Origin of the sequence: Lactobacillus sp. ESL0791 (assembly GCF_029433255.1) — a bacterium.
In the GTDB taxonomy this organism is placed as follows: domain Bacteria; phylum Bacillota; class Bacilli; order Lactobacillales; family Lactobacillaceae; genus Lactobacillus.
Map to the genome: position 1 here is coordinate 1,093,128 of NZ_JAQTHU010000001.1, position 24,662 is coordinate 1,117,789.

At 41.4% G+C, this 24,662-nt stretch carries 23 protein-coding genes; 21 read left to right on the forward strand and 2 right to left on the reverse strand.

All coding sequences use genetic code 11. The annotated features are described in order from the left end of the window. Nucleotides 1-62: 62 nt before the first annotated feature. From tig to yihA, 3 genes are all read left to right on the forward strand, one after another. Entirely contained in the window at nt 63-1,394 is a 1,332-nt protein-coding gene (gene tig / locus PT285_RS05480) for a trigger factor (protein WP_277148526.1), read from the forward strand. Between the two features lie 128 nt (nt 1,395-1,522). Then, nucleotides 1,523-2,785, forward strand: a complete 1,263-nt coding sequence (gene clpX, locus PT285_RS05485; RefSeq protein WP_277148528.1) for an ATP-dependent Clp protease ATP-binding subunit ClpX — start codon at nt 1,523-1,525, stop codon at nt 2,783-2,785. Next, nucleotides 2,775-3,362 (forward strand): ribosome biogenesis GTP-binding protein YihA/YsxC, encoded by a 588-nt coding sequence (gene yihA, locus PT285_RS05490; protein WP_277148530.1) that lies wholly within the window; start codon nt 2,775-2,777, stop codon nt 3,360-3,362. The genes clpX and yihA overlap by 11 nt, the downstream gene beginning before the upstream one ends. A 69-nt stretch (nt 3,363-3,431) precedes the next feature. On the opposite strand, the gene PT285_RS05495 is transcribed toward yihA, so the two are convergent. Further along, nucleotides 3,432-3,551: an SPJ_0845 family protein gene (locus PT285_RS05495; protein ID WP_277148532.1), complete on the reverse strand. Its 120-nt coding sequence runs from the start codon at nt 3,549-3,551 to the stop codon at nt 3,432-3,434. Nucleotides 3,552-3,684: 133 nt separating this feature from the next. Between PT285_RS05495 and coaBC the strand changes: the two genes are divergently transcribed. The 9 genes from coaBC to PT285_RS05540 all read left to right on the forward strand — a co-directional run bounded on the left by coaBC (nt 3,685) and on the right by PT285_RS05540 (nt 13,957). Then, nucleotides 3,685-4,875 carry a bifunctional phosphopantothenoylcysteine decarboxylase/phosphopantothenate--cysteine ligase CoaBC gene (coaBC, locus tag PT285_RS05500; protein ID WP_277148534.1) on the forward strand — a complete coding sequence of 397 codons (1,191 nt, stop codon included), beginning with the start codon at nt 3,685-3,687 and terminating at the stop codon, nt 4,873-4,875. A gap of 83 nt (nt 4,876-4,958) precedes the next feature. Then, complete coding sequence (gene uvrC / locus PT285_RS05505) at nt 4,959-6,761, forward strand: excinuclease ABC subunit UvrC (RefSeq protein WP_277148536.1); 1,803 nt, start codon at nt 4,959-4,961, stop codon at nt 6,759-6,761. Between the two features lie 89 nt (nt 6,762-6,850). Beyond that, nucleotides 6,851-8,155, forward strand: coding sequence for a GTPase ObgE (obgE, locus tag PT285_RS05510; protein WP_277148538.1), 1,305 nt, complete (start codon nt 6,851-6,853; stop codon nt 8,153-8,155). 21 nt (nt 8,156-8,176) lie between these two features. Next, nucleotides 8,177-10,096: an acyltransferase family protein gene (locus PT285_RS05515; RefSeq protein ID WP_277148540.1), complete on the forward strand. Its 1,920-nt coding sequence runs from the start codon at nt 8,177-8,179 to the stop codon at nt 10,094-10,096. A 12-nt stretch (nt 10,097-10,108) separates the two neighbouring features. Beyond that, nucleotides 10,109-11,053, forward strand: coding sequence for a ribonuclease Z (gene rnz, locus PT285_RS05520; RefSeq protein WP_277148542.1), 945 nt, complete (start codon nt 10,109-10,111; stop codon nt 11,051-11,053). Then, on the forward strand, nt 11,046-11,840 hold the full coding sequence (locus PT285_RS05525; RefSeq protein ID WP_277148543.1) for an SDR family oxidoreductase: 795 nt from the start codon (nt 11,046-11,048) through the stop codon (nt 11,838-11,840). Before rnz ends, PT285_RS05525 begins: the two co-directional genes overlap by 8 nt. A gap of 9 nt (nt 11,841-11,849) precedes the next feature. Continuing rightward, on the forward strand, nt 11,850-12,056 hold the full coding sequence (locus tag PT285_RS05530) for a LapA family protein (protein ID WP_277148545.1): 207 nt from the start codon (nt 11,850-11,852) through the stop codon (nt 12,054-12,056). 113 nt (nt 12,057-12,169) lie between these two features. Further along, nucleotides 12,170-12,358 carry a 50S ribosomal protein L32 gene (gene rpmF, locus PT285_RS05535; protein ID WP_277148547.1) on the forward strand — a complete coding sequence of 63 codons (189 nt, stop codon included), beginning with the start codon at nt 12,170-12,172 and terminating at the stop codon, nt 12,356-12,358. A 42-nt stretch (nt 12,359-12,400) separates the two neighbouring features. Then, nucleotides 12,401-13,957 (forward strand): bifunctional UDP-sugar hydrolase/5'-nucleotidase, encoded by a 1,557-nt coding sequence (locus PT285_RS05540; protein ID WP_277148549.1) that lies wholly within the window; start codon nt 12,401-12,403, stop codon nt 13,955-13,957. 42 nt (nt 13,958-13,999) lie between these two features. On the opposite strand, the gene PT285_RS05545 is transcribed toward PT285_RS05540, so the two are convergent. Then, a complete protein-coding gene (locus tag PT285_RS05545; protein ID WP_277150626.1) occupies nt 14,000-14,206 on the reverse strand; it encodes a DUF2929 family protein in 207 nt (68 codons plus the stop codon). A 103-nt stretch (nt 14,207-14,309) separates the two neighbouring features. On the opposite strand from PT285_RS05545, the gene PT285_RS05550 reads away from it, so the two are divergent. From PT285_RS05550 to PT285_RS05590, 9 genes are all read left to right on the forward strand, one after another. Beyond that, complete coding sequence (locus PT285_RS05550; RefSeq protein WP_277148552.1) at nt 14,310-17,441, forward strand: DNA polymerase III subunit alpha; 3,132 nt, start codon at nt 14,310-14,312, stop codon at nt 17,439-17,441. Between the two features lie 157 nt (nt 17,442-17,598). Next, nucleotides 17,599-18,558, forward strand: a complete 960-nt coding sequence (gene pfkA, locus PT285_RS05555) for a 6-phosphofructokinase (protein WP_277148554.1) — start codon at nt 17,599-17,601, stop codon at nt 18,556-18,558. A gap of 34 nt (nt 18,559-18,592) precedes the next feature. Then, nucleotides 18,593-20,362 (forward strand): pyruvate kinase, encoded by a 1,770-nt coding sequence (gene pyk, locus PT285_RS05560; RefSeq protein WP_277148556.1) that lies wholly within the window; start codon nt 18,593-18,595, stop codon nt 20,360-20,362. Between the two features lie 113 nt (nt 20,363-20,475). After that, a complete protein-coding gene (locus tag PT285_RS05565) occupies nt 20,476-21,357 on the forward strand; it encodes a S1 RNA-binding domain-containing protein (protein WP_277148558.1) in 882 nt (293 codons plus the stop codon). Next, the gene (gene xerD, locus PT285_RS05570) at nt 21,350-22,249 is read left to right on the forward strand and encodes a site-specific tyrosine recombinase XerD (RefSeq protein ID WP_374211488.1); all 900 of its coding nucleotides are present in this window, start codon (nt 21,350-21,352) and stop codon (nt 22,247-22,249) included. Before PT285_RS05565 ends, xerD begins: the two co-directional genes overlap by 8 nt. A gap of 8 nt (nt 22,250-22,257) precedes the next feature. Then, complete coding sequence (locus PT285_RS05575; RefSeq protein WP_277150629.1) at nt 22,258-22,614, forward strand: reductase; 357 nt, start codon at nt 22,258-22,260, stop codon at nt 22,612-22,614. Beyond that, entirely contained in the window at nt 22,604-23,341 is a 738-nt protein-coding gene (locus tag PT285_RS05580) for a ScpA family protein (RefSeq protein WP_277148562.1), read from the forward strand. Before PT285_RS05575 ends, PT285_RS05580 begins: the two co-directional genes overlap by 11 nt. After that, nucleotides 23,331-23,939: an SMC-Scp complex subunit ScpB gene (scpB, locus tag PT285_RS05585; protein WP_277148564.1), complete on the forward strand. Its 609-nt coding sequence runs from the start codon at nt 23,331-23,333 to the stop codon at nt 23,937-23,939. The genes PT285_RS05580 and scpB overlap by 11 nt, the downstream gene beginning before the upstream one ends. Further along, nucleotides 23,939-24,658, forward strand: a complete 720-nt coding sequence (locus PT285_RS05590) for a pseudouridine synthase (protein ID WP_277148566.1) — start codon at nt 23,939-23,941, stop codon at nt 24,656-24,658. Before scpB ends, PT285_RS05590 begins: the two co-directional genes overlap by 1 nt. Nucleotides 24,659-24,662 lie beyond the last annotated feature (4 nt).

The window sequence follows — 24,662 nt, forward strand, 5'->3', positions numbered from 1 at the left end:
AGGTAAGATAACGTAGTAACATATAAAGCAAATTCAAACTTGACATTGGAGGTATTTAGTTAATGTCTGTAAAATGGGAAAAAACCGGCAAGACTGCTGGTGAACTTACTTTTGATATTTCTCAAGATGAGGTTAATTTAGGCTTAAATCAGGCCTTTAGAAGGATAAAGAAGAATTTACGCGTTCCGGGCTTCAGGAAGGGGCACGTTTCAAGAGTTATTTTTGATCAATATTATGGTGAGGAGTCACTCTATGAAGATGCATTGAATCTTGTTTTGCCAAATGCTTATTCGGCTGCGGTTAAAGAAACGGGAATTGCTGCTGTAGGTCAGCCGCAAATTCAACCGGTATCAATGGATAAGGGTAAAGACTGGACAATGAAGGCAATTGTTTCAGTTGAACCAGAAGTTAAATTGGGTGAATACAAGGGAATTGAAGTTCCTAAGCAAAGTACACGTGTTTATGCTAAAGATGTTGATGCAGAACTTGACAAGAAGCGTGAGCAAAATGCTGAACTTATTCTTAAAAAGGACAAGGCTGAAAAAGGTGATACTGTCACAATTGACTATAAGGGTACAGTTGATGGTAAGGAATTTGATGGTGGCTCAGCAGAAGACTATCAGCTTGAATTAGGATCAAAGACCTTTATTCCGGGTTTTGAGGATCAGCTGATTGGTCATAAAGCCGGTGATGAAGTTGACGTTGTAGTGACTTTTCCTGAAGATTATGGTGCAAAGGATCTAGCTGGCAAAGAAGCGCATTTTGCAACTAAACTTCATGAAGTCAAAGCAAAACAGCTTCCTAAGTTAGATGATGAATTTGCTAAGGATGTAGATGATTCAGTTGATACGCTTGATGAATTAAAGGAAAAAATCAAGAAGGACTTGAAGGAGCAACGTGAAGCAGCTGCTAAAGATGAAATTCAAGCAGCAGCTGTTGAAGGTGCAGTGAATAACGCGAAGATTGACGAGATTCCTGATGCAATGATTCAAGAAGATGTTGATACGCAAATGAACCAATACTTGGGCAACATGCAGCGTCAAGGAATTGATCCACAGACATATTACAAGTTAACCAATACCAATGAGCAACAATTGCGTGCACAAATTTCACAAGATGCCGAAGAAAGAGTTAAGACTAATTTAGTACTTGAAGCCATTGTGAAAGCCGAAAAGCTTGAAGCAACTGAAGACGAAAAAAATAAAGAAATTAAAGACTTGGCTGCAGAATACAAGATGGATGAGAAAACAGTTCGTTCTACTTTAACTGATGACATGCTGAATCATGATATCACTGTGCGTAAAGCCGTTGATCTTGTTACTGATAATGCAAAACAAGTTGCTAAAGCAAAGCTTAAAGATGAAAATAAAGACGATGAAAAGTCTGATAAATAGTCTAAACTGTACGTATTAATTAAAAGGGTGACGAATTTGTCATCCTTTTAGTCTTTATAGGCAAAAAACTAATTTTTAAAGCGGCTTTATGGTAATCTTAAATTTGTATAGAAATTAGGAGGAAAAATATGGCAACACAATTTCCAGATCAAGATGAGATTAGATGCTCTTTTTGTGGTAAAACGCAAGATCAAGTCAAGAAAATGATTGCCGGAAATGGCGCATACATTTGCAATGAGTGTGTTGATTTATCAAAAAAAATTATTGATGATGAATTACGTGCTGATTCTCTTAAACAGTCCCAAAATTTACCAAAACCGATGGAGATTAAAGAGCAGCTGGACCAATATGTGATTGGCCAGGATCGCGCAAAAAAAGTTTTGTCTGTTGCTGTTTATAATCACTATAAGCGGATCAGTCAGATGGATGTCGATTCTTCGACTGAGCTGCAAAAGTCTAATATCGCCTTAATTGGACCGACTGGTTCCGGTAAAACGTACTTAGCACAAACTTTAGCACGAATTTTGAACGTTCCGTTTGCAATTGCTGACGCAACGACACTTACCGAAGCAGGATATGTGGGCGAGGATGTAGAGAACATTTTGCTAAAATTGCTTCAGAATGCTGATTACGACATTGACAGTGCCCAGCGCGGCATTATCTATATTGACGAAATTGATAAAATTTCCAAAAAAGCAGAAAATGTTTCAATTACACGTGACGTTTCAGGCGAGGGTGTTCAGCAATCACTGCTGAAGATTCTTGAAGGTACTATTGCTTCGATTCCCCCGCAGGGCGGCCGTAAAAACCCCCAGCAAGAAATGATCAGAATGGACACATCAAACATTTTGTTTATTGTCGGTGGTGCTTTTGACGGAATTGACCAAATTGTCAAAAATCGTCTGGGTAAGAAAACAATTGGTTTTGGCGCAGAAAATGAGGCCAATAAGGTTGATGCCGATGATTGGACAAAACATCTTACGACTGGTGACCTCGTCAAGTTTGGTATGATTCCGGAATTTATTGGGCGAATTCCGATAATTGCAACTTTGGACAAGCTAAATAGTGAGGATTTGGTTAGGATTCTCGTTGAACCTAAGAATGCGCTGATAAAGCAATATAAGAAGTTGATCTCGCTTGATCATGTTGAGTTGACTTTTACCAAAGGCGCATTGAAAGCAATTGCTGATTTGGCAATTGAAAGAAATATGGGTGCTAGAGGATTAAGAACAATTATTGAAAACTCAATGATGGGTGTGATGTACCGCATCCCCAGCGAGCACAACATTGAGAAAGTTGAGATTACTAAAGAAGTAATTACTGACCAGGCACGGCCTAAGATTACCTACAGGCAAGTTGATAATTTAAAGGCAAGTGCCAATGATCATTAAGGATAGTGCGTATGCACTAAGCGCTGTTCAGGCAAAGCAGTATCCTGATGATAATTTACCTGAAATTGCTTTAGCTGGCCGGTCTAATGTTGGCAAGTCCAGCTTAATTAACTGCCTTTTAGGTCGTAAAAATTTAGCACGGACATCATCACAACCAGGCAAGACGCAAACGTTAAATTTTTATTTGGTGAACCAGAGTTTTTATCTGGTTGATGTGCCAGGTTACGGCTATGCCAAGGTTTCACGGACACAGCGGGCAAAATTTGGTGAGATGATTCAAAACTATCTGGAAACACGAGCAAACTTAACCGGGCTGATCATTCTGATTGATGCCCGCCGCGAACCGACTAAAGATGATATTGCGATGTATAAGTATGCCCAATATCTTAATTTGCCGCTTTTACTTGTTTGTACCAAAATTGATAAACTCAAGAAAAGCCAGCGTTCCGCGGTAATAACAAAACTTAAAAAAACGATCGATGTTAATCATGAAAACGTCACCGTCTTAACTTTTAGCTCAACCACTAAAGAGCATGTGCAGGAGCTCGGTGACTGGATCGAGCAGCGGCTTAGCTGATTTAATGCAAAAAAATGACTCTCAATCGTTTGATATGAAAATTCATATCGGGACAGGAGTCATTTTTGCTTATTTTTTATCTTCAGTCTTGTTTTTCTTGGCTGCTGACTTTTTCTTTTTATCTGGGACAACCGCAAATTTATCGAATAATTTTTCAAGGTTGTCCTGTTTAGTAAAAGTTAATCCCATTGGTATATTTCCTTCCTTTTAATTTAGTTTGACTGTATCTTAATTTTAACATGTTGAATGAATTACGGAAATATTTAGATTAACTTTAAATAAAAATAATTATGTAAAATTAATACGTTCTGAGGAGTAATGAATGAGAATCACCGTATATTTGACGGGCGGAATTGCGTGCTATAAGGCAGTTCAATTAGTAACAGAATTAGAAAAAAGGGGCCATCAAGTTCGCGCAGTAATGACGAAGAATGCCGAAAGGTTTGTTGCTGCAACCACTTTGGCTGCACTTACGAAATATGCGGTGCTGGACGATTTGTGGGCAAAAGAAAACAAGGCAGCCGTTCCCCATGTACATCTGGCACGCTGGACAGATTTAGCAATTATTATTCCCGCTACCGCCAATTTTATTGCAAAAATGGCGTTGGGGATTGCTGATGATGCTGCAAGTACAACACTTTTGGCAACGGCTGCTTGTAAACTGGTTGTGCCTGCAATGAATGATCAAATGTGGCAGAGTCCAGCCACACAGCGTAATCTGCTGCTTTTGCGTAAAGATGGTGTGAAAGTAATGGAGCCAGCAACCGGAATGCTTGCAGAAGGCTATTCTGCCAAAGGTAGAATGCCTGAAATTCCGGATGTTTTGACTTGGATTGACGCCGAACTTAATGATACTAAATATTTACAGGGTAAAAAAATAATTGTGACTGCTGGCGGTACCGCTGAGCCTATTGATCCCGTTCGTTTTATCGGTAACCGCTCAAGCGGTAAAATGGGGATTGCGATTGCCGAAGTAGCCGCAAATTGTGGCGCACAGGTAACTTTGATTTATGCAAATGTGACTGCTGCTTTACCTGATAATTCATCAGTCAAACTTATTCACACGGCAACCGCGCGTGAAATGCTTCAGGCGGTTGAAGAAACTTTTCCCGGTAGTGATGCTTTAATTATGGCGGCAGCAGTTGCTGACTGGCAGGCGAAAAATGTGGCTGCTAGTAAACTGAAGAAGACGCGGCAACAAGATACATTGAATTTGTCTCTTGTTAAAACGCCGGATATTTTACAGACAATGGCACACAAGAAAAAAGATGGACAAGTTGTGGTCGGCTTTGCTGCTGAAACGAATGATTTACTTGACAATGCAGAAAAGAAGTTAGCTGAAAAAGGTGCGGATTATATTGTTGCTAATGATGTTTCGCAAAATGTTTTTGGCAGCGAGCAAGATCAAGTAGTCATCATCAATAAGAAGGGGGAGCTAGATATGCTGCCGCGGATGAGCAAAAAAGAAATTGCTGCCGACTTGCTTGAAATTGTTGCCAATAGATTAGGTTGATTTTAAATAAATTTTAAACTGGTTAAAGCAAGAGATGACTCAATTTATGGTAAAATTTATCATGCATTTAGGGGAGTGATTTTTTGGCAAACGAGTTAATTGAAAATAAACTTAAACTTTTACCGGCTAAACCAGGCTGTTACTTGATGAAAGATGTTAACGGTACGGTTATCTACGTTGGCAAGTCGAAAAATCTCAAAAGTCGGGTGCGCTCTTACTTTAAAAGCAAACAGGTCGGACGCCGGGCAGAACTGGTTGAAGAAATTTGTGATTATGATATTATCACGGTTTCAACCGATAAGGAGGCCTTTTTACTTGAAGTAACGCTGATTAAAAAATATCAGCCTTATTACAACGTTCAGCTGAAGCAGGGAACCGGGTATCCTTACATTGAGATTACTAACGAGCGTGATCCGCAGACTAAGCTAACAAGCATTGTGCGCAAGGATAACGGCTATTATTTTGGTCCCTATCCAAATGTTTATGCGGCGCAGGCAACTTTGAAGTTTATTCAAAAGGTTTTTCCGTTACGGCGCTGTCATGGTAAGCAGGGGCGGCCGTGTCTTTATTATCATATGGGTCAATGCCTTGGAGCTTGCTTTAAAACTGTTCCTGAAAGTGAATATGATGCGCAAATAAAGAAGATCAAAAGCTTTTTAAATGGCGATATTGCCCAAGTGAAACAAGACTTAACCCAGAAAATGGAACAAGCAGCTGCCGGGCTTGAATTTGAACGGGCAGCAGAAATTCGCGATCAACTGAATTATATTGAAGAAACCGTTGAGAAGCAGAAAATCATTTCAAATGATAATACGCAGCGGGATATTTTTAATTTTTATGTTGACCGTTCCTGGATTTCCATTCAAATTTTCTTTTTACGGCAAGCAAAATTGCTGCGGCGGGAAACGCGGATGTATCCTTTGACAGATACGGGGGATCCAGAAGATACTTTTGCCTCTTTTATCGTTCAGTTTTACGGTCAACGCAACCGCGTTTTACCCAAAGAAGTTCTGGTTCCTGGGGGAATTGATAATGAAGCATTGGCGGAAGTTCTTAAAGTTCCTGTTAGGACCCCGCAGCGGGGGCAGAAACGATCCCTACTTAAGATGGCGAAAGAAAATGCAAAATTAAAGCTGGATGATAAGTTTCGCTTGTTGGAATTAGGCAACCGCAAAACCAAGGGAGCACAAAAAGAAATTTTTTCTTCCCTTGGTTTGCCTTACGGCCACATCATTGAAAGCTTTGACCATTCGCACATTCAGGGGGCCGATCCCGTGTCGGCACTGGTGGTTTTTAAAGATGGCGAGCCGGATAAAACAGCTTACCGAAAATACAAGCTGAAAGGCGAGGTGGAACACCAGAACGGCGGCGACGAGGTGCGCAATACCCGCGAAGTTGTTCGGCGGCGTTACGGCCGTTTGCTGCGTGAGCATAAAAAGATGCCGGATCTGATTTTAATGGATGGTGGGCAAATCCAGGTTGATGCTTGTGAGGACGTTCTGCGTAATGAATTAAATTTAAACATTCCGGTTGCGGGAATGGTGAAGGATGACAAGCATCGCACCAACCACCTGCTGTTTGGTGATCCGATTAACGGTGTGCCATTGAAATTGATCCCGCTGAATCCCAAGTCGCAGGGCTTTTACCTGATGACACGGATTCAGGATGAGGTGCACCGCTTTGCAATTACTTTTCACCGGCGTACACATGCCAAAAATGCGCTGTCGAGCAAGTTAGATGCAATTAACGGAATCGGGCCAAAGAGCCGTAATAAACTGCTGCGGAAGTTTGGTTCCCTTAAAAAAATCAAGAATGCGTCAGTAGATGAACTGCAGAAAGCCGGATTAACATTGCCGCAGGCACAAACGGTCAAGTTAACTTTATAAATGTGTGTTGAATTGAAATTTATTTAAAAAAATTAGGGTTAATTATGCTATAGTAAGGAAGTTGATTGAGACGGAAAGAGAGAAGAAACATGCCTACTTTTGTTGATCAAACCAAAATTGAAGTTCAAGCTGGCAAGGGCGGAGATGGCATGGTTGCTTTCCGTCACGAAAAATATGTTCCTAACGGTGGTCCGGCTGGCGGTGATGGCGGCCGCGGTGGCAGCATTATTTTTGTTGCCGACAGCGGCTTGCGGACGTTGATGGATTTCCGTTACCGGCGCAAATTTAAGGCTGAACCTGGAGAAAACGGCCGGATTAAGTCACAATATGGCCGCGCCGCTAAGGATCTTTACTTGCGGGTTCCGGTTGGTACAACTGTTTATGATTTTGATACTAATGAAGAAATTGGTGATTTAGTCAAAAATAAACAAGAATTAGTTGTTGCTCGTGGTGGTCGCGGCGGTCGCGGAAATATCCATTTTGCCACTAGTGTGAACACGGCACCCGAGATTGCTGAAAATGGTGAACCGGGTGAGGATCGGGTTTTACGCTTGGAGTTAAAGATGCTGGCAGATGTGGGACTTGTTGGTTTTCCATCCGTTGGAAAATCGACGCTTCTTTCTGTTGTTACTAAGGCCAAACCCAAAATTGCTGCCTATTCGTTTACGACATTGACCCCTAATTTGGGCATGGTAATTTTACCCGATGGCCGTGACTTTTCAATGGCTGACTTACCCGGTTTGATTAAGGGCGCAAGTAGAGGTGTTGGTCTGGGAATTCAGTTTTTACGGCACGTCGAACGAACTAAGGTGCTGTTGCACCTTGTTTCAATGGATCCAAGTAATGGTCGCTTGGCGATTTCTGATTACCAGACAATCAGAAAAGAGCTTTTAGCCTACGATCCGCATTTAGCTGAAAAACGGGAGTTAATTGTTCCTACCCAAATGGATTTACCAGGGGCTGAGGAAAAATTAACACAGTTTAAACAAGACTTAAAGGCTAAGGGAATTAACGAAGCAATCTATCCTATTTCTAGTATTGCTCATGCTGGGGTTGACAAATTAATGCAGGAAACTGCTACCCTGGTTGACCAGGTAGAAGCTGATCAGGAAAAGGTTAAGCCGCAAGTTGAAGCAGCCACAAAAGAGTACCGGTATGCAGCACCAAAGAAAAATGAATTTACAGTTGAAAAAATCGGCGAACATGAATTCGAAATTAAGGGAGAAAGTTTAGAGCGCTTGGTCGAAATGACTAACATTGAACATCATGACGGGATTATGCGCCTGGCTAGAAAACTCAAAAACTTGGGTGTTGACGACGCTCTGCGCGCCAAAGGTGCCGTTGATGGTGATGATGTTTATATTGGCAACTTTAATTTTGAATTTGTACAGTAGTTTCTGGAAATGTTGAAAAATATGAAAAAGAATCGATTTATTACAGGATATTCTGGTCTTAGAGCACTAGCAGTGATTGGGGTTATTTTATATCACCTGGATCCGAACACTTTTGTTGGCGGTTATCTTGGAGTGGCGATTTTTTTTGTTTTGTCTGGATATTTGGTCACCGATCATATGCTGCGTGCTTATGATGAAAGCGGTGAGTATGATATTAAACACTTTTATCTGAGCAGGGTTAAAAAGCTGTATCCGCAGCTGATTGCGGTTTTATGGCTGTCTGCGGCCTATATCGTCTTATTTCAGCGGAATTTATTGGTCAAATTAAATCAGATTGTGCTTGCTAACTTGCTTAATGTTTATAATTTTTGGCAAATTTTAAATGGGCAAAGTTATTTTGAACGCTTTGCCAGTAATGAGTCGCCCTTTATCCATTTATGGACAATGTCGATTGAGGGGCAGTTTTATATTATTTGGCCGTTAGTGATTTTTTTGATGGCCAAATTTGTTAAGAAAAAGAAGGCCATTTTTGGTGTTTTAGTTACCTGTTCACTTATTTCGGCCTTAGAAATGGCCTTTTTATATAAAAATGGTGTAGATATCAACCGAATTTATTATGGTACCGACACCCGTTTTTTTGCTTTGGGTATCGGTGCGGCGTTGGCGGTTGTCTGGCCGGTTGAGAATTTACAGGAAAAATTTCGTAGCCTGAATGCTTTTCTTTTAGATGTAGCTGGCTTATTTGCTTTTGTCGGCATTGCCGTATTGACTTTTAGTAAGCGCATGGATCCCCAGGCAGCTTTTGCTTATTGTGGGGGCATGCTTCTTTTTGTACTTCTGGTTACTCTGTTAGTTGGGATAATTGCTCATCCAGCAAGTCATTGGAACCGGCTTTTAACTAATCCGCTGTTTAACTGGATTGGTTCAAGAAGTTATGGCATTTACCTCTATCAGTTTCCTGTAATGATTTTTTTTGAAGATAAGCTGAGGGATCTTGCGGATCACGTCTGGTTGTACCGTATCATTGAGCTAATAATTATTTTAATAATCAGCGAATTGTCCTACCGTTTGATTGAGCGGCCATTTGGTAAAATCAGCTGGGTAAAAACAAAGAATTACTTTAGGCAATTATTTGATCGTCAACAAAAAAATTATTTAAAATGGTTGCAAATGCTTGTTGTTGTTGCAATTTCGTTAGTTGGTAGTGCTGGCATCCTCATCTCGCCGACCGTAAAAGCAGAAAATTTTAATAAATCGCAGCTTGCCAAGCGCATTATTGCCAATCGCAAGGAGCAGGTGAAAGATAATCAAGCCTTGATTGCTAAATTAAAAAAAGAAAAGCAAAAGACAACGAAAAAGGCTAAAATAATTAAAGAAGCAAAGAAAAATGCACAAAAGCATCCGGTGAACGAATCATTTGTGGGCTATGGCATTTCGCAGCTGGATTTGCAGCTGGCACAAAAAGTCCACCTTACTGCTGTGGGCGATTCTGTGATGGCGGGCTCAAGTAATGATCTAAAAATATTGTTGCCGCATGCATTAATTGATGCGGCGGTTTCGCGGCAACTAAATGTGGCCTTTAATTTGTTAAATGTTTATCAGAAACAAAATGCATTGGCCGCTAATGTGTTAATTGGTTTGGGCACCAATGGACCGTTTTCAATGGCCGACCTCAATCAGCTGATGAACCAACTCGGCAAAAAACGGCATGTGTTTTGGATTAACGTTCGCGTTCCTACTAGGGAATGGCAGGGTCAAGTGAATGATATTTTGGCACAGGCAGCAAAAAAATATCCTAATTTGACAGTAATTGATTGGTACGGGTATTCGCAGGCTCATCAGGCATGGTTTTATCAGGATCAAACTCACCCGACGCCAGTTGGTTCCAAATATTATAGTGCTTTTGTCGTGAAAAAAATTGTTGAGCACGCAAAGTTTTAGAATAGGAAATTTATGGAATTACAATTTTTAGGTACAGGCGCGGGACAGCCGTCGAAAAAGAGGAATGTATCAAGTATTGCGTTGAAATTACTCGACGAGATGAATGAAATTTGGCTATTTGATGTTGGTGAGGCAACCCAGCACCAAATTTTGCGAACCAATATTCATCTGCGCAAAATAAGTAAAATTTTTATTTCGCATAATCACGGCGACCATATTTTTGGTTTACCCGGTTTGTTAGCAACGCGCTCCTTTCAGGGCGAGGTCGGGCCCCTGACGATTTATGGTCCCCGCGGCATTGACCAATTTGTTAAAACTGCTCTGCACGTTTCTCAGACGAAAATTTCTTATCCCATTAAATTTGTCAATTTAACAGATGCTGACAGGCTAATCTATCAGGGAAAGGGCTTTAGGGTTTATACAGAAAAATTAGACCACCGGGTTCCCAGTTTTGGTTACCGGGTAGTTGAAGATTCACACCAGGGTGAATTATTAATGGATAAATTAGCGCAATATCATGTGCCAAATGGTCCATTACTTGGTAAACTTAAGGCGGGAGAACAAATTGCCTTAGCCGATGGCACCATTTTAAACGGGCAGGACTTTTTGGGTGCGAAAAAACCGGGGAGAATTGTGACCATTATTTACGACACAAGAAAGACGCCCGCAATTGCTAGATTGGCTGCAAATGCCGATGTTTTAGTTCATGAATCGACTTTTGCGGGCAATGAAGCCAAACTTGCTCATGATTATTATCATTCGACGGCGGTTGAAGCTGCGCGCGTTGCGCGCGATAATGGGGTTAAGCAGTTATGTTTGACGCACATTTCGGCAAGGTATTTGGGTGTCAAAGCCAAAAGCCTAGAGAGGCAGGCACAAAAAGTTTTTCCGAATACAAAGTTAATTAATGATTTTGATCAAATAATAGTTCCCATGAAAGGTGAGGAAAATGAGTGATTCATTGAGAAATAAGGTTGTTGTTATCACTGGAGCATCGAGTGGAATTGGCCGATCCATTGCATTAGAAAGTGCTGGACGCGGAGCAACGGTTATTTTGCTTGCTAGAAGCAAAGATAAGCTGGACAAGATTGCTGCTGAGGCGCAGGAACTTTCAGGTGCGTCGGCTTATGCGTTTGCAACCGACATGGGAGAAAGCGACCAGATTGATGCCACTTTTAAGGAAATCGTCAAGGTCGCCAATCACATTGACTATTTAGTCAACAGCGCGGGCTTTGGTAAATTTGCTAATTTTGTTGAAATGGACCGACGTGAGGTTACTTCTATGTTCCAAGTGAATGTTTTGGGCTTGATGTACTTTACCCGTTTAATCGGCCGGGTGATGATGGAACAAAAAACGGGCCAGATAATTAACATTGGCTCAATTGCTGGTAAAATTCCGACAACCAAGTCGGCTGCTTATAGTGCCTCTAAGGCTGCGGTTATTCAATTTTCTAATGTTTTGCGGTTAGAGTTAAAACCGTTTGGCGTTAAAGTGATGACTGTCAATCCTGGGCCGGTTTACACCAATTTCTTTAATATCGCGGACGAAACCGGCAATTATGCTAAGAATGTGTCTGAGTTTATGCTTGATCCCGATGATGTTGCCTGGCAGATTGCCCACTATTTCGGCAGTAATAAGCGTGAATTGGATTTGCCGCTTAGTTTGGCTGTTTTAGCGAAGTTATATAACTTGTTTCCTAAAATTGGGGATTGGTGTTCTTGGAAATTTGCTTCAAGAAAATAGGGGAGGAAAATGAAGGATAAGAAGAGACAAATCAAGCTGATTTTAGGGTTAACACTATTATTGCTTGCGGTAATTTTTGTGGTTTTGAATACTAATGTTGTTGCAATCAATTTTGGCGTGTTCGACGTTAAGCTGCCCCTGATTGTTGTTTTAGTGATGATGATCATCATTGGCGTCCTGATCGGCTGGTTTTTGCGGACCGATAAGAAGGAATAAGAAGATAAGCCAATAAATCTTGATTTGTTGGTGATAGAATAGTATCATTGAAACATGTGAGTAATTCGGAGAGTAATTCGAAACTTAAAACTACAATAAAGGAGATCAGTTAAATGGCAGTTCCTAAGAGACATACTTCTAAGCAACGGAAACGTTCACGTCGTGCACATATTAAATTGACTGTTCCAGCAATGCATTACGATGCAACTACTGGTGAATACCGTTTAAGTCACCGCGTTTCACCTAAAGGTTATTATAAAGGTCGTCAAGTTGTTAATGAAACAAGCAGCGACAATAATTAACTAAGGGCACCCACTGCGGTGTCTTTTTTTGTGGAGAAATTTATGAAGTTAGTTTTTTTGCATACAAGTGATCTTCACGGCTATGTGCTGCCGACGGATTATCAAATAAAAAACAATTATCAAGCTCCTTTTAGTTTGAGCAGGGTGAATTCTGTCATTAAACAGGAACGGGAAAAATATGGCACAGAAAATGTGATTGTCACGGATGCCGGTGATTTTCTCCAAGGTTCACCGTTAGCTGCCTATGTTCACGAGAACAGTCAAGATAACCTTGTGCGTTATGCGAATATTTATAATTGTGTGGGCTACGATGCCCGTGTTTTGGGTAACCATGATTTTGACTTCGGCACGGACTACTTAAAGCAATGTTTGGCTTATGCCAATGATTCTTTTATTAATGCTAATATTGTAGCTGAAAGAACAAATTTACCTGCTTTTGATCTAGCACCGTTTAAAATAATTGAGAAAAGAGGAGTTAAAGTTGGTCTTATTGGCTGCACAACGCAGTATGTTCCCAATTGGGAAAGCAAGGAAAAGCTTGCTGGCCTGAAGTTTGTTTCTGCGTATGAACAGGTGAAAGCAGTTGCCCAAAAATTGCGGTCGCAGGTTGATGTGTTGGCAGTTGTTTATCATGGCGGCTTTGAAAGTGACCCAGCAACGGGAAGAGCGACACAGCCGCATAATGGTGAAAATGAAGCATATCGTATTTTAAAAGAGGTACCTGGAATTGATATGTTGCTCACTGGTCACCAGCATCAACGGATAAGTTTGGTGGATAAAGGAACAGCGATTGTACAGTCCGGATACCGTGGTGAAACGGTTGCTGAAGTGGTTTTAGACATAGATGATAAAACTAAAAAAATTTCAGCGATGACAACGCGGTTAATAGACACCCGAGAAGTTAATCCCGATTCTGAAGTTTTGCATGCTTGTAAAGACCTAGAATGGGAAACACAAGTCTGGCTCGACCGGCCAATTGCTATCTTAGATAAGCCTGCCAAAATTAAGAATGCGACTGCGGCACGCCTCCACGGGTCGCCCTTTATTAATCTGCTTCAGCAGATGCAGCTTTATTTTACCAAGGCAGACATTTCGGCAACGGCGTTAATGAGTGAAACAGCGCATGGCTTTGACAAGCAAGTTACGATGCGCGATCTGATCCTCAATTACCCGTACTCCAATCAGCTATGCTGTGTAAGAGTCACGGGTAGGGAACTGCGGCACGTTATTGAGCACAGTCTGGCGTTTTTAACAAAAGATCAAGCCGGTAAAGTAGCTTTTGCGGATAAGTACATTCGGCCGCACTCGCTTCTGTTTAACTTTGATCTATTTTATCCGATTAATTACCAAGCGAATATTTCACGGCCGGTCGGCCGCCGCTTAACTTCTTTAACTTTTCACGGTGAAGAGATTGTCGCTGACCAGGTATATCACTTAGCGGTTAATAATTACCGGGCAATGGGCGGTGGCTTTTATCCTGAATACAGCAAGGACAAGATAGAATTTACGCTTGATAAAGACTACATTCAGATGTTTCAGGAATATTTGACCTCCGGTCTGGTTAATGTTGATGATGTCAGCAATTATCACTTTTATTAAAAAACTGCTCTGAGAAAGTTTTCTCAAAGCAGTTTTTTAAATTTACTTAAGTTTACTGTATTTGCTTTTATCTTTAACTGCGTGTGCGGTAATTGTCGGAATGATTATCGCAAATAATAAACCGAAAATAGCACCGATAATTAAGGCCTCAACAACGCTGAAGACGTTGTGGGTTAACGGAGCAGCAATAAAGCCGATAATCAGCATATAGACGATGCTCCAACAAATAGTTACAAGATAGCGCCCCATGGCAATTCCCTCTTTCATATGAAGCATTCTAACAAAGTCTGGTCTTTTTTTCAAACTAAAAACAGCTGGTTTGCTATACTTATTACAGAAAGGCGGTTATGAAATGAAAGTTGCTGCAATTCAAAATATCAGTTCTTTTTCATTGCTAGAAAGTCCAACTAAGGTTAAAGATTTATTGGTTACGGCCAAACAGCTGGGTTATGAAGCTGTTGGCTTGACTGATATCAATGTGACCTACGGTTTGGTTAATTTTTTTGAGCTGTCCAAAGAAGTGGGAATCAAACCGCTGCTAGGAATGCAGGTACGTGTTAACGGTTTGGTTGACAGCACTAATCAGTATGATCTGATTGTTCTTGCAAAAAATAATGCCGGTTACCACAATATTTTACGTTTATCCAGTGCAATTAACTTACTAACGGAGAATGGCGAAAAGCAAAAAGTGTTAACGTTGGACGAACTGACCAAGTATTTAGGTGACCTGGTCATGATTACGTCTGCTAATTCACACAGTGAGTTGTTAGCTCTGCAAGAGCAAAACGAGGAACTGTGCAATGATTTTATTAGAAAACTAAAGGAATTGCTGCCGTCGTCTAGTTCCTTCTACCTCGGGGTTTATGCCTCTAAGCAGCAGCAAAATTATCTTGACTATATTCAAGCTTTGGCTAAGCAGTTCGACTTACCATTAGTTGCCGTTGAAGATACACAGTATTTAAAGCCGCAGGAGCAGTTTTTGCGTCGCACCTTATTGGCAATCAAAGCTGGGACTAAGCTGGAAGATACGATTGAACTAGCCAAACAAAAGGGTTCACATTTTTTGAATTCGGCAACGGAAGTTAATGAACGCTACCATAATTTGGGATTAGATTCAGCGGTCACAAACACGTGGAAAATTGCCGCGGAGTGCAATGCCGAAGTTGTCTTTCAAGCACCGGTTCTGCCCAAATATCGTCAAGATGAGTTTCCGTCATCAAAAGAATATCTTACCTACTTAACCAACAAGGGCTTGACTGAGCGTTTTGCCGGTCGAGCAGTTCCTGAAAAATATCAAAAGCAGCTGGATTATGAATTGGGTGTAATCGACCAAATGGGCTTTGACGATTACTTTTTAATTGTTTGGGATGTCATCAATTACTGTCACCGGGTAGGAATTACTACCGGACCGGGGCGAGGGTCCGCCTGCGGCTCGCTTGTTTCTTACGCCTTGCGAATTACTGAAGTCGATCCTTTGAAGTATCATCTGCTGTTTGAGCGTTTTTTGAACCCCGCGAGGCACGAAATGCCCGATATTGATCTGGATATTCCGGATAATCGACGTGATGATGTCATCAAGTACATGTACCAGAAATATGGCATGGATCATGCCGCACAAATTTTAACCTTTGGCACGTTGGCCGCTAAACAGGCCTTGCGCGACACCGGTCGGGTTTTTGGACTGCCAGTTGTTGAATTGAATAAGTGGGCCAATGCTGTTCCTTTTTCTAAAACTAAAATCAGCCTAAATGATGCCTATAAAGATTCGCGGGAAATGCGCATCTTGGTTGGTGCAAGTGAGCAAAATAAGTTGTTGTTTCAAACGGCGCGCGGATTAGAGGGCCTGCCACGGCATTATTCGATCCATGCCGCGGGACTGGTGATCAGTGATAATTCAATTGCGGAGATTTCCGGTCTGCAGTCAGGTCAATTAGGAATTCCCGTGACCCAGCAAACCAAGAAGTATGTTGAAGCACTTGGATTATTGAAAATTGATTTTTTGGGTTTGCGCAACTTGACGATTTTGGGTGATACACTAACAGCAATCAGAAAACAAGGAATAAATATTGATCCAAATAAAATTCCTTTGGATGATCCGAAAACTTTAGCATTGTTTCAAGCAGGCGATACCGAAGCGGTCTTTCAGTTTGAGTCTGCCGGAATAAGACGAGTTTTAAAATCGCTTCACCCGGACAACTTTGAAGACTTGGTGGCGGTTAATGCGCTCTACCGGCCAGGCCCAATGCAAAATATTGATTCGTTTGTCGCGCGTAAACGCGGCAAAGAACCGGTGACTTATCCCGACCCCAGCTTGAAAACCATTCTTGCTCCCACTTACGGAATTCTGGTTTACCAAGAGCAGGTAATGCAAACGGCCCAGGTTTTGGCTGGCTTTTCTTTAGGCGAGGCCGATATATTGCGGCGGGCAATGTCCAAGAAAAAGCAGGATGTGATTGATCAGGAAAGGGATAAGTTTATTGCAGGCACGGTCAAGAAGGGGCACCCGCGCGCCGTGGGTGAACGTGTTTATAACTATATTGAGCAGTTTGCTAATTACGGTTTTAATCGGTCCCACGCTGTTGCCTACACCGAAATTGCCTTTTGGCTGGCTTATTTAAAAGTTCATTTTCCGGCCGAATTTTATACGGCAATGCTTAATTCAACCGGCTCAAATAAGGTAAAAGCTCAAGGATATATTATGCGGGCACAAGCGGCCAATGTGCGAATTTTAGCACCGGACATCAATAAAAGTGCGTATGATTTCACCGTCAATAATAAAAAAATCTTGGTCGGCTTGCGGGCAATTAAGGGTTTGCGGAATGACTTCTTGCACGAAATTGTGGCACTAAAAAAGCCGATTAAGTCGCTGCTTGATTTTTTAAGAAAAATTAATCCAAAATATTTGCAGACTGACGCAATCAAGTTGCTGATTATGGCTGGTTGCTTTGATCAGATTGACAACAACCGCAATAAATTGCTGTTAAACTGTCAGGATTTAGTTGAAAATGTTAAATTAACGGGCCAAAACATTTCTTTGTCAGAAAGCTTAGGCGGCGTACCAATAAAGGAAGCCGAAGCACCGACCCCGTCGGCTAAGGCGGAAATGGAAGAGCAAGTTTTAGGCTTTGCCACAACTGCTAACCCGCTGATTGCTGTCCAAAAGTACGCGAAAAAATTTGCTGCTAAACCGCTTAATCAATTCGAAATTGGAGATTCTGGCATTAGTGTGGGCAAGTTGATGAGTCTGAAGCTGGTTAGGACAAAAAAAGGGACGACAATGGCGTTTACAAGTTTTGCAGATTCAACCAGTAAAGAGGAAATTGTCATTTTCCCAGCGGTTTATGATAAGGTACATAGCTTTTTAAAAGAAGGCAATATTTACTTAATTGGATTAAAAGCCGGTAGTGATCGCTTTGATAATAGTAAAAAGCAATATATTATGACCAATTTACGTGAAGTAAATTTTAAGAATAAGGAAGGATAAATTAATAAAAAAGGCTTTGATGGATTGTTACCGTTATCATTCAAAATGCCTGTAAAATCAAAAAATTAAGTTAGTTTTTTTAACAATTTGCGCGCAAAAAATGTTAAAATCTAAATGATGTGAGAAGATACACAAATAATCTTAATGAGGTGAGTTAATGAAACGGATTGGTGTTTTAACTAGTGGCGGCGATGCCCCAGGCATGAACGCAGCAATTAGGGCTGTGACGAAGACGGCTATTCACCACGGCTTGGGTGTTGTGGGCATTCGTTATGGTTTTGCCGGATTAGTTACGGGAGACTTTGTTCCGCTTACGGCTGAAGATGTTGATCATAAAATAAATTTGGGTGGCACTTTTCTTTACAGTGCCCGTTATCCTGAATTTGCACAAAAAGAAGTGCAGGAAAAGGCTGTGGCTGAGCTTAAAAAGAATGATATTGATGCTATTATTGTAATTGGCGGCGATGGTTCTTATCATGGTGCTTTGGCGCTGACACGGCTTGGTATTAATTCAATTGGTTTGCCGGGGACGATCGATAATGATATTCCATACACGGAGTATACGATTGGTTATGATTCCGCTTGTACGACCGCGATGGATGCAATTGATCGAATTCGTGATACTGCTAGCAGTCATCACCGTGTATTCGTTGTTAATGTTATGGGCCGTGAATGCGGCGACATTGCAATTCGTGTCGGTTTAGCTACTGGTGCAGATGCGATTGTCATTCCTGAGCATTCTTACGATATTAAAGAAATTGCTAAAACTTTGAAGCGTAACTTTGCTAATGGTAAGGATAATGGTATCGTAATACTGGCAGAGGGTGTAATGGATGCTGCTGATTTTAGAACTGAACTTTTAAAATATGGCGACTTTGATGCCCGTGCAAATGTTCTTGGTCACATGCAGCGCGGCGGTTCGCCGACTGTTGTGGATCGTGTAAATGCAACCAAGATGGGACATTATGCAGTGGACTTACTCCTTGACGGTAAAGGCGGTTTAGCTGTCGGTGTGGAAAACGGTAAGCTTACAACGCATGATATTTTGGATCTTTTTGATGAGAAGCATCACAGTGATTTTTCGCTGTTGGATATAAATGAAGAAATGACTAAATAAGTTGGTCAAACTTCGGAGAGGATTTTTTTAGATAATGAAAAAGACAAAGATTGTTAGTACCTTAGGGCCCGCTTCAAATGATATTGAAACGATTACTGCTTTAGCAAAGGCTGGTGCAAATGTATTTCGGTTTAATTTTTCACATGGTGATCACGCAGAACATCTCTCACGGATGAAGATGGTTCGGCAAGTTGAAAAAGAAACTGGTCTAGTATTAGGGATTGACCTCGATACCAAGGGTGCTGAAATCAGAACCACTGATCAAGAAGGCGGCAAGTTCACAATCAACACAGGAGACGAGATCCGCGTTTCAATGGATGATTCTAAGGCAGGCAACAAGAATAAGATTCATGTTACCTATCCTGGCTTGTTTGACGATACACGTATTGGTGGTCATGTGTTAATTGATGATGGTTTGGTTGACTTACTAATTAAAGCAAAAGATGATGCCAACAAAGAATTGGTTTGTGAAGCACAGAACACTGGAATCATTGGCTCAAAGAAGGGTGTAAATGCCCCTGGTGTTGAGATTCGCCTTCCGGGAATTACTGAAAAAGATACAGATGATATTAAATTTGGCTTAAAGCACGGAATTAACTTCATTACCGCCTCATTTGCCCGTAAAGCGCAAGATATCTTAGATATCCGTAAATTGTGTGAAGATGCTGGTTGCGACTATGTTAAAATTTATCCAAAAATTGAATCACAAGAAGGAATCGACAACGCTGACGAAATTTTGCAGGTTTCTGATGGGTTAATGGTCGCTCGTGGTGACATGGGTGTAGAAATTCCGTTTATTGATGTTCCGTTTGTTCAAAAGGATTTGATCAAGCGGGCAAATGCTTTGGGTAAACCAGTAATTACTGCTACGCAGATGCTTGACTCAATGCAGGAGAATCCGCGTCCAACCCGTGCCGAGGTTTCCGATGTTGCCAATGCTGTTCTCGATGGTACTGACGCAACGATGCTTTCGGGTGAATCAGCTAATGGACTTTATCCAGTTAAGGCCGTTCAGGCAATGGCTGAAATTGATGAAAGAACAGAGCAAGAGCTGCTGAAGCGCAACACGCTGGCACTGCAAAGATTTGAAGAATATAAGGGCTCAAATGTTACCGAAGCAATTGGGGAGTCTGTTGTTCGAACTGCTCAAGAATTGGGTGTGAAGACAATTATCACCGCAACTAACTCTGGCTATACGGCAAGAATGATTTCTAAATATCGTCCTAATGCTGACATTTTAGCTTTGACTTTTGATGAAAAAGTGCAACATTCTCTTGGCATTACTTGGGGAGTTCAACCGATGCTAACGGAAAAGCCGGACTCAACTGATGATATGTTTGATTTGGCAGCTAAGGTTGCCAAAGAAAATGGTTACGTTAAAGATGGAGACCTAGTAATTGTCGTTGCTGGTGTTCCGGTTGGCGATTCAGGTACAACTAATCTGATGAAGCTGCAAATCATTGGGAATAAGCTTGCACAAGGCTTAGGTGTCGGCAATGGTTCTGTTATCGGCAAGACTGTTGTTGCAAACAGTGCTGAAGAGGCTAACAGCAAGATTAAAGAAGGCGACATTTTAGTTTCTAGAATAACCGATCCTGATTACATGCCTGCAATCAAGAAGGCTTCCGGGTTAGTTGTTGAGGCTTCTGGTTTGACTTCACATGCAGCTGTTGTTGGCTTGTCACTTGGAATTCCGGTTGTTGTTGGTGTTACTGATGCAACTGAAAAGATTGCCAGTGGTATTACGATTACCGTTGACGCGCGTCGCGGTGCAATTTACCAAGGTGAAGTAGCCAATCTTTAATTTTAATAAATAAAATTTGCAATTTAAAATAGTCAGTTTAAGTGCTGGCTATTTTATTTTTGGTAATTTTCTCTTATACTAAAGAAGACAGAATATGTAAAATAGGAGAAAAGATGCTGGGAACAGTTGAAAAAGGAAAAGTAATTGACCAAAATGAACATTCTTATTTTGTTCAGATAGATGGGGTTACTTATGAATTAAAAAAGCAGGAAATCACGCAGGAAGAAGTTCCGCAAATCGGTGCTCAAGTCGAGGGTTTTATTTATGAGGACCAACAGCATAAGCGAGAATTAACCCAATTTTGGCCGTTTGCACAGCAAGATCAATATGGCTGGGGTAAAGTGACAGATGTCAAAGCTAATTTAGGGGTGTTTGTTGATATTGGCCTCACTAATAAGGATATTGTTGTTTCGCTTGATGATTTGCCCTTTGCGATGGAAAAATGGCCGCGAAAGGATGATCAGCTGCTAGTGCGAATTGAAACTGACGAACGTGACCGAATTTGGGCAAAATTAGCGGATGAAAATATTTTTGACCAGCTGGCAAGTAGTTTTCCCGATGACATGAAAAATAAAGATACTTTCGTCACCGTATATGCCAGCCGCGACATCGGAGCATTTGTTATCACTAAGGACTATTACCTGGGTTTTATTCATGAATCACAAATGGCGCGGCCGCTACGCCTGGGAGAGCAGTTAAAAGCGCGGGTAGTCGGCATTAGTCAGTATGGCCGGTTGAATCTGAGCAGTCTGCCGCGGGCGTTTGAGGAAATTGATGATGATGCCCAAATGATTTTGATGAGTCTGCGCCGCAAGCAGAATAAAACCTTACCGTTTTATGACAAGTCAGACGCACAGGAAATCAAAAATTACTTTGGTGTTTCTAAGTCTGCCTTTAAACGTGCGTTGGGACATTTGCTCAAGGACAAGTATATTAGCGAAGATAAAATTGCGGGCACGATTACGTTAGTTAAAGATCCTGATGAAAATGAATAAGTTAGAGGAACAAATTGAAGATTATCTTCGTTTCAGTCAAGTAGAACGCGGCCTTAGCCAAAATACGATTACCGCTTACCGGCAGGATCTAGAAGAATTTTTCGCTTTTTTAAAAAAAGAGGGGCTGACCTCTTGGCCGACCAAGGCAACTGATATTGATGCCTTTTTGGCGGAACAACGCGATTTAAATAAAGCCACTAGTTCGCTTAGCCGGATGATTTCAAGCTTACGCAAATTTTACCAGTGGCTGGCTCGGCAAAACATTCAGAAATTAAATCCAATGCTTGAAATTGATCCCCCCAAAAAGGAGCACCGCTTGCCCGTTGCGCTTAGTCAAGACGAGATTAATTGCTTGCTCGAACAGCCAGATACTAACAAAAAGCTGGGGCTGCGAGACCGGGCACTGCTCGAAACGATGTATGCGACCGGAATCAGGGTTAGCGAAGCGATTAATTTAAAGCTTAAAGATTTACATGAAGATCTGCGATTAGTAAAAGTTTTGGGTAAAGGCTCTAAAGAACGCTTAATTCCGATTAGTGATGTTGCCTTGTCATGGATCAGCAGCTACGAAGAAAAAGTCCGCCAACCTTTGCTGCTTAAAAGCGGTAAAAATAGTGAGTTTGTTTTTCTCAACAGCCGTGGCGGTGCCCTAACAAGACAGGCAGTTTGGCAGATTATTAAGCGTTACTGCAAATTGGCGGGTATTGAAAAGGACGTGACGCCGCATACCCTGCGCCACACTTTTGCCACACATTTACTGGAAAACGGTGCTGATTTACGGGTTGTTCAAGAAATTTTGGGTCATTCTGATATCAGTACAACCCAGATTTATACTAATTTGTCCCAAAAACATATTTTGCAGGTATATAAAAAGGCACATCCGCGTGCCTAGGTGAAATGATGCTAACTGAATGTAAAAATGATCGAGAAAAAACGGCAATGGGATTATTATCGTATTTGCCGGATTTTAAAAATTTAACAAATCTGAAGGATGAAATAAAGTTGAACCGGGAAAGTCCGGAATTTCAGCTTTATCTTTATAGTAATGAGAAAGGTAATTGTGTGGGGGTAATTGGCACCCAAGATAACGACCGTTTTATTGTGATTCGTTATATTTCGATGGCGCCGGGTTACCGCAATGATGCGGCGAAAGCGGCAGCAGTTCGGGAGTTAGCGAGTGATTACCCTAAGAAAAAAGTGACGGCAGTTCCAGAATACACATACTTACTGCGCTTTATTAAAAAAGATGAGTACTAGTTTAACTTTAGAGCTGCCAAATTTTGAAGGGCCGCTTGATTTGCTTTTGCATTTAATCAAGTCGCAAAAAATTGACATTTATGATATTCCGATTGCCCAGATTACGGAACAATATTTGGATTATTTGGACCAGATGCAGCGGCTTAATTTACAGGTAGCCGGAGAATATTTTGTGATGTCGTCAACCCTGCTGCGAATTAAGTCGCAGTATTTACTGCCGCAAAATGATTTTATTGATGCCGACGAGCAAGCAGAAGATCCGCGGGAGGAATTGGTCCAGCAGCTTGTGCAGTATTCCGTCTTCAAAAAGATTTCGGTTTATTTTAAAAAGCGTAACCAGGAAGTACCTATTAGTGTTTCCAAGGAAATGAGTGTTCCGACAGGAAAAAAAGTGCAGCCGCTGCCGCTGGGGCAAATTACGCCAACTGAACTAGCGAATACATTTATTGTCGTCATGCAGCGGCTAAAACTGCGTCAGCCTGAAGTTGCCGCAATTGACGTTGCGGCAACACCGGTTAAGCAAATGTGTGCGTATCTGGAAGAACAAGTAAAAGGGAAACAAAGTGTGAGTTTTTTTAAGTGTGCGGAAAAATTTAAGACGGTAGGCAATTTTATCGGTTTATTTTTAGCGATGTTAGAATTGTGTAAAAATAATAAAATTCGGGTAACTCAGGCGCGAGAATTTGGCGATTTGATTTTGAAGGGAATTGAGCCCAATGGCAACTAAAATGGCAGAATTAGAGGCTTTGCTATACGTTGCCGGTGATAATGGAATCGATACGGCAAGTTTATGCAGCCTTTTGCAGATTAGCCAGGCGGCGCTGCGGGAATTAACCAAAAATTTAGCGGAGAAATTGACAAGTAATAATGATGCTGGCCTGCAGCTGCTGCATATTAATGATCATTATCAGCTTGCAACCAGTCCTAAGGTAAGCAAGGTGATTGAAAGTTATTTTCAAAAGGACCTGACCAAAAATTTGAGTCAGTCAGCTTTAGAAATTTTAGCGATCATTGCCTACAAGCAGCCCATTACCCGGGTTGAAATTGATGAAATCCGCGGCGTTAATTCTTCAGGTGCGCTTCAGACGCTTGTGTGGCGCGGATTAGTAGAGATTAACGGTAAAAAGGAAGCACCTGGGCACCCCAATTTATATGTGACAACAAATTATTTTCTGCAATATTTTGGTTATCATAGTTTAGCAGATTTACCGCTCATTGAAGATTTTGAAGATGACAGTTTTGATGCCGAGGGTGAAGTAGATCTCTTTGCCGCAAAGGGCCAGGCTGATAAAAATCTTGGACAGTTAGAAAAAGGAGAAAAGTAATGGCGTTAGAACGTTTGCAAAAGGTGATTGCGGAAGCAGGAATTGCTTCGCGGCGCAAGGCAGAAAAGATGATTGTAGCCGGACGTGTCCGTGTAGATGGTCAGGTTATTACAAAATTGGGGACCAAAGTAGATTCTTTCAGTAATATTACGGTTGATGATGAACCGATTGAACGCGCGAGTCTGCACACTTTTTTATTTTATAAGCCCCGCGGCGTTGTTTCAACGGCAAGTGATGATAAGGGTCGGAAAACGGTCGTTGACTATTTTGCAGATATTCCTTACCGTTTATATCCGATTGGCCGCCTTGACTACGACACTTCAGGCTTATTGTTAATGACAAATGACGGTGAACTGGCTAATTTGCTGATGCACCCTAAGAACAAGGTAGCAAAGGTCTATGTTGCTAAAATCAGTGGTCATCTGCTGCCGGAAGAAATAAACAAATTAACTCATGGTGTTGAAATTGATCACTATAAAACCGCACCGGCCAAGGTTAAGATTATCCGCTCGGATAAGGCCAAAAATACCCAAATCGTTCAGCTAACGATTCATGAGGGCCATTATCACCAAGTAAAAGAAATGTTTAAGGCGGTTAATCACCGCGTTGAAAAATTGGCACGTGAGCGTTACTCCTTTTTGGATCTGCATTCACTTACATCTGGTCAATACCGTGAATTATCACATGCAGAGGTTGACAGATTGAAACAAGTAGATTAACATT

Excerpts from the sequence above, each read along its gene's own strand:
- tig (WP_277148526.1), top strand. The coding sequence starts at position 63 with ATGTCTGTAAAATGGGAAAAAACCGGCAAGACTGCTGGTGAACTTACT.
- PT285_RS05525 (WP_277148543.1), top strand. The coding sequence starts at position 11,046 with ATGAGTGATTCATTGAGAAATAAGGTTGTTGTTATCACTGGAGCATCG.
- PT285_RS05565 (WP_277148558.1), top strand. The coding sequence starts at position 20,476 with ATGCTGGGAACAGTTGAAAAAGGAAAAGTAATTGACCAAAATGAACAT.
- xerD (WP_374211488.1), top strand. The coding sequence starts at position 21,350 with ATGAATAAGTTAGAGGAACAAATTGAAGATTATCTTCGTTTCAGTCAA.
- PT285_RS05575 (WP_277150629.1), top strand. The coding sequence starts at position 22,258 with ATGCTAACTGAATGTAAAAATGATCGAGAAAAAACGGCAATGGGATTA.
- PT285_RS05545 (WP_277150626.1), bottom strand. The coding sequence starts at position 14,206 with ATGGGGCGCTATCTTGTAACTATTTGTTGGAGCATCGTCTATATGCTG.
- scpB (WP_277148564.1), top strand. The coding sequence starts at position 23,331 with ATGGCAACTAAAATGGCAGAATTAGAGGCTTTGCTATACGTTGCCGGT.
- PT285_RS05515 (WP_277148540.1), top strand. The coding sequence starts at position 8,177 with ATGAAAAAGAATCGATTTATTACAGGATATTCTGGTCTTAGAGCACTA.
- PT285_RS05530 (WP_277148545.1), top strand. The coding sequence starts at position 11,850 with ATGAAGGATAAGAAGAGACAAATCAAGCTGATTTTAGGGTTAACACTA.
- PT285_RS05540 (WP_277148549.1), top strand. The coding sequence starts at position 12,401 with ATGAAGTTAGTTTTTTTGCATACAAGTGATCTTCACGGCTATGTGCTG.
- obgE (WP_277148538.1), top strand. The coding sequence starts at position 6,851 with ATGCCTACTTTTGTTGATCAAACCAAAATTGAAGTTCAAGCTGGCAAG.
- PT285_RS05550 (WP_277148552.1), top strand. The coding sequence starts at position 14,310 with ATGAAAGTTGCTGCAATTCAAAATATCAGTTCTTTTTCATTGCTAGAA.
- PT285_RS05590 (WP_277148566.1), top strand. The coding sequence starts at position 23,939 with ATGGCGTTAGAACGTTTGCAAAAGGTGATTGCGGAAGCAGGAATTGCT.
- PT285_RS05580 (WP_277148562.1), top strand. The coding sequence starts at position 22,604 with ATGAGTACTAGTTTAACTTTAGAGCTGCCAAATTTTGAAGGGCCGCTT.
- rnz (WP_277148542.1), top strand. The coding sequence starts at position 10,109 with ATGGAATTACAATTTTTAGGTACAGGCGCGGGACAGCCGTCGAAAAAG.
- coaBC (WP_277148534.1), top strand. The coding sequence starts at position 3,685 with ATGAGAATCACCGTATATTTGACGGGCGGAATTGCGTGCTATAAGGCA.
- yihA (WP_277148530.1), top strand. The coding sequence starts at position 2,775 with ATGATCATTAAGGATAGTGCGTATGCACTAAGCGCTGTTCAGGCAAAG.
- pfkA (WP_277148554.1), top strand. The coding sequence starts at position 17,599 with ATGAAACGGATTGGTGTTTTAACTAGTGGCGGCGATGCCCCAGGCATG.
- clpX (WP_277148528.1), top strand. The coding sequence starts at position 1,523 with ATGGCAACACAATTTCCAGATCAAGATGAGATTAGATGCTCTTTTTGT.
- pyk (WP_277148556.1), top strand. The coding sequence starts at position 18,593 with ATGAAAAAGACAAAGATTGTTAGTACCTTAGGGCCCGCTTCAAATGAT.
- rpmF (WP_277148547.1), top strand. The coding sequence starts at position 12,170 with ATGGCAGTTCCTAAGAGACATACTTCTAAGCAACGGAAACGTTCACGT.
- PT285_RS05495 (WP_277148532.1), bottom strand. The coding sequence starts at position 3,551 with ATGGGATTAACTTTTACTAAACAGGACAACCTTGAAAAATTATTCGAT.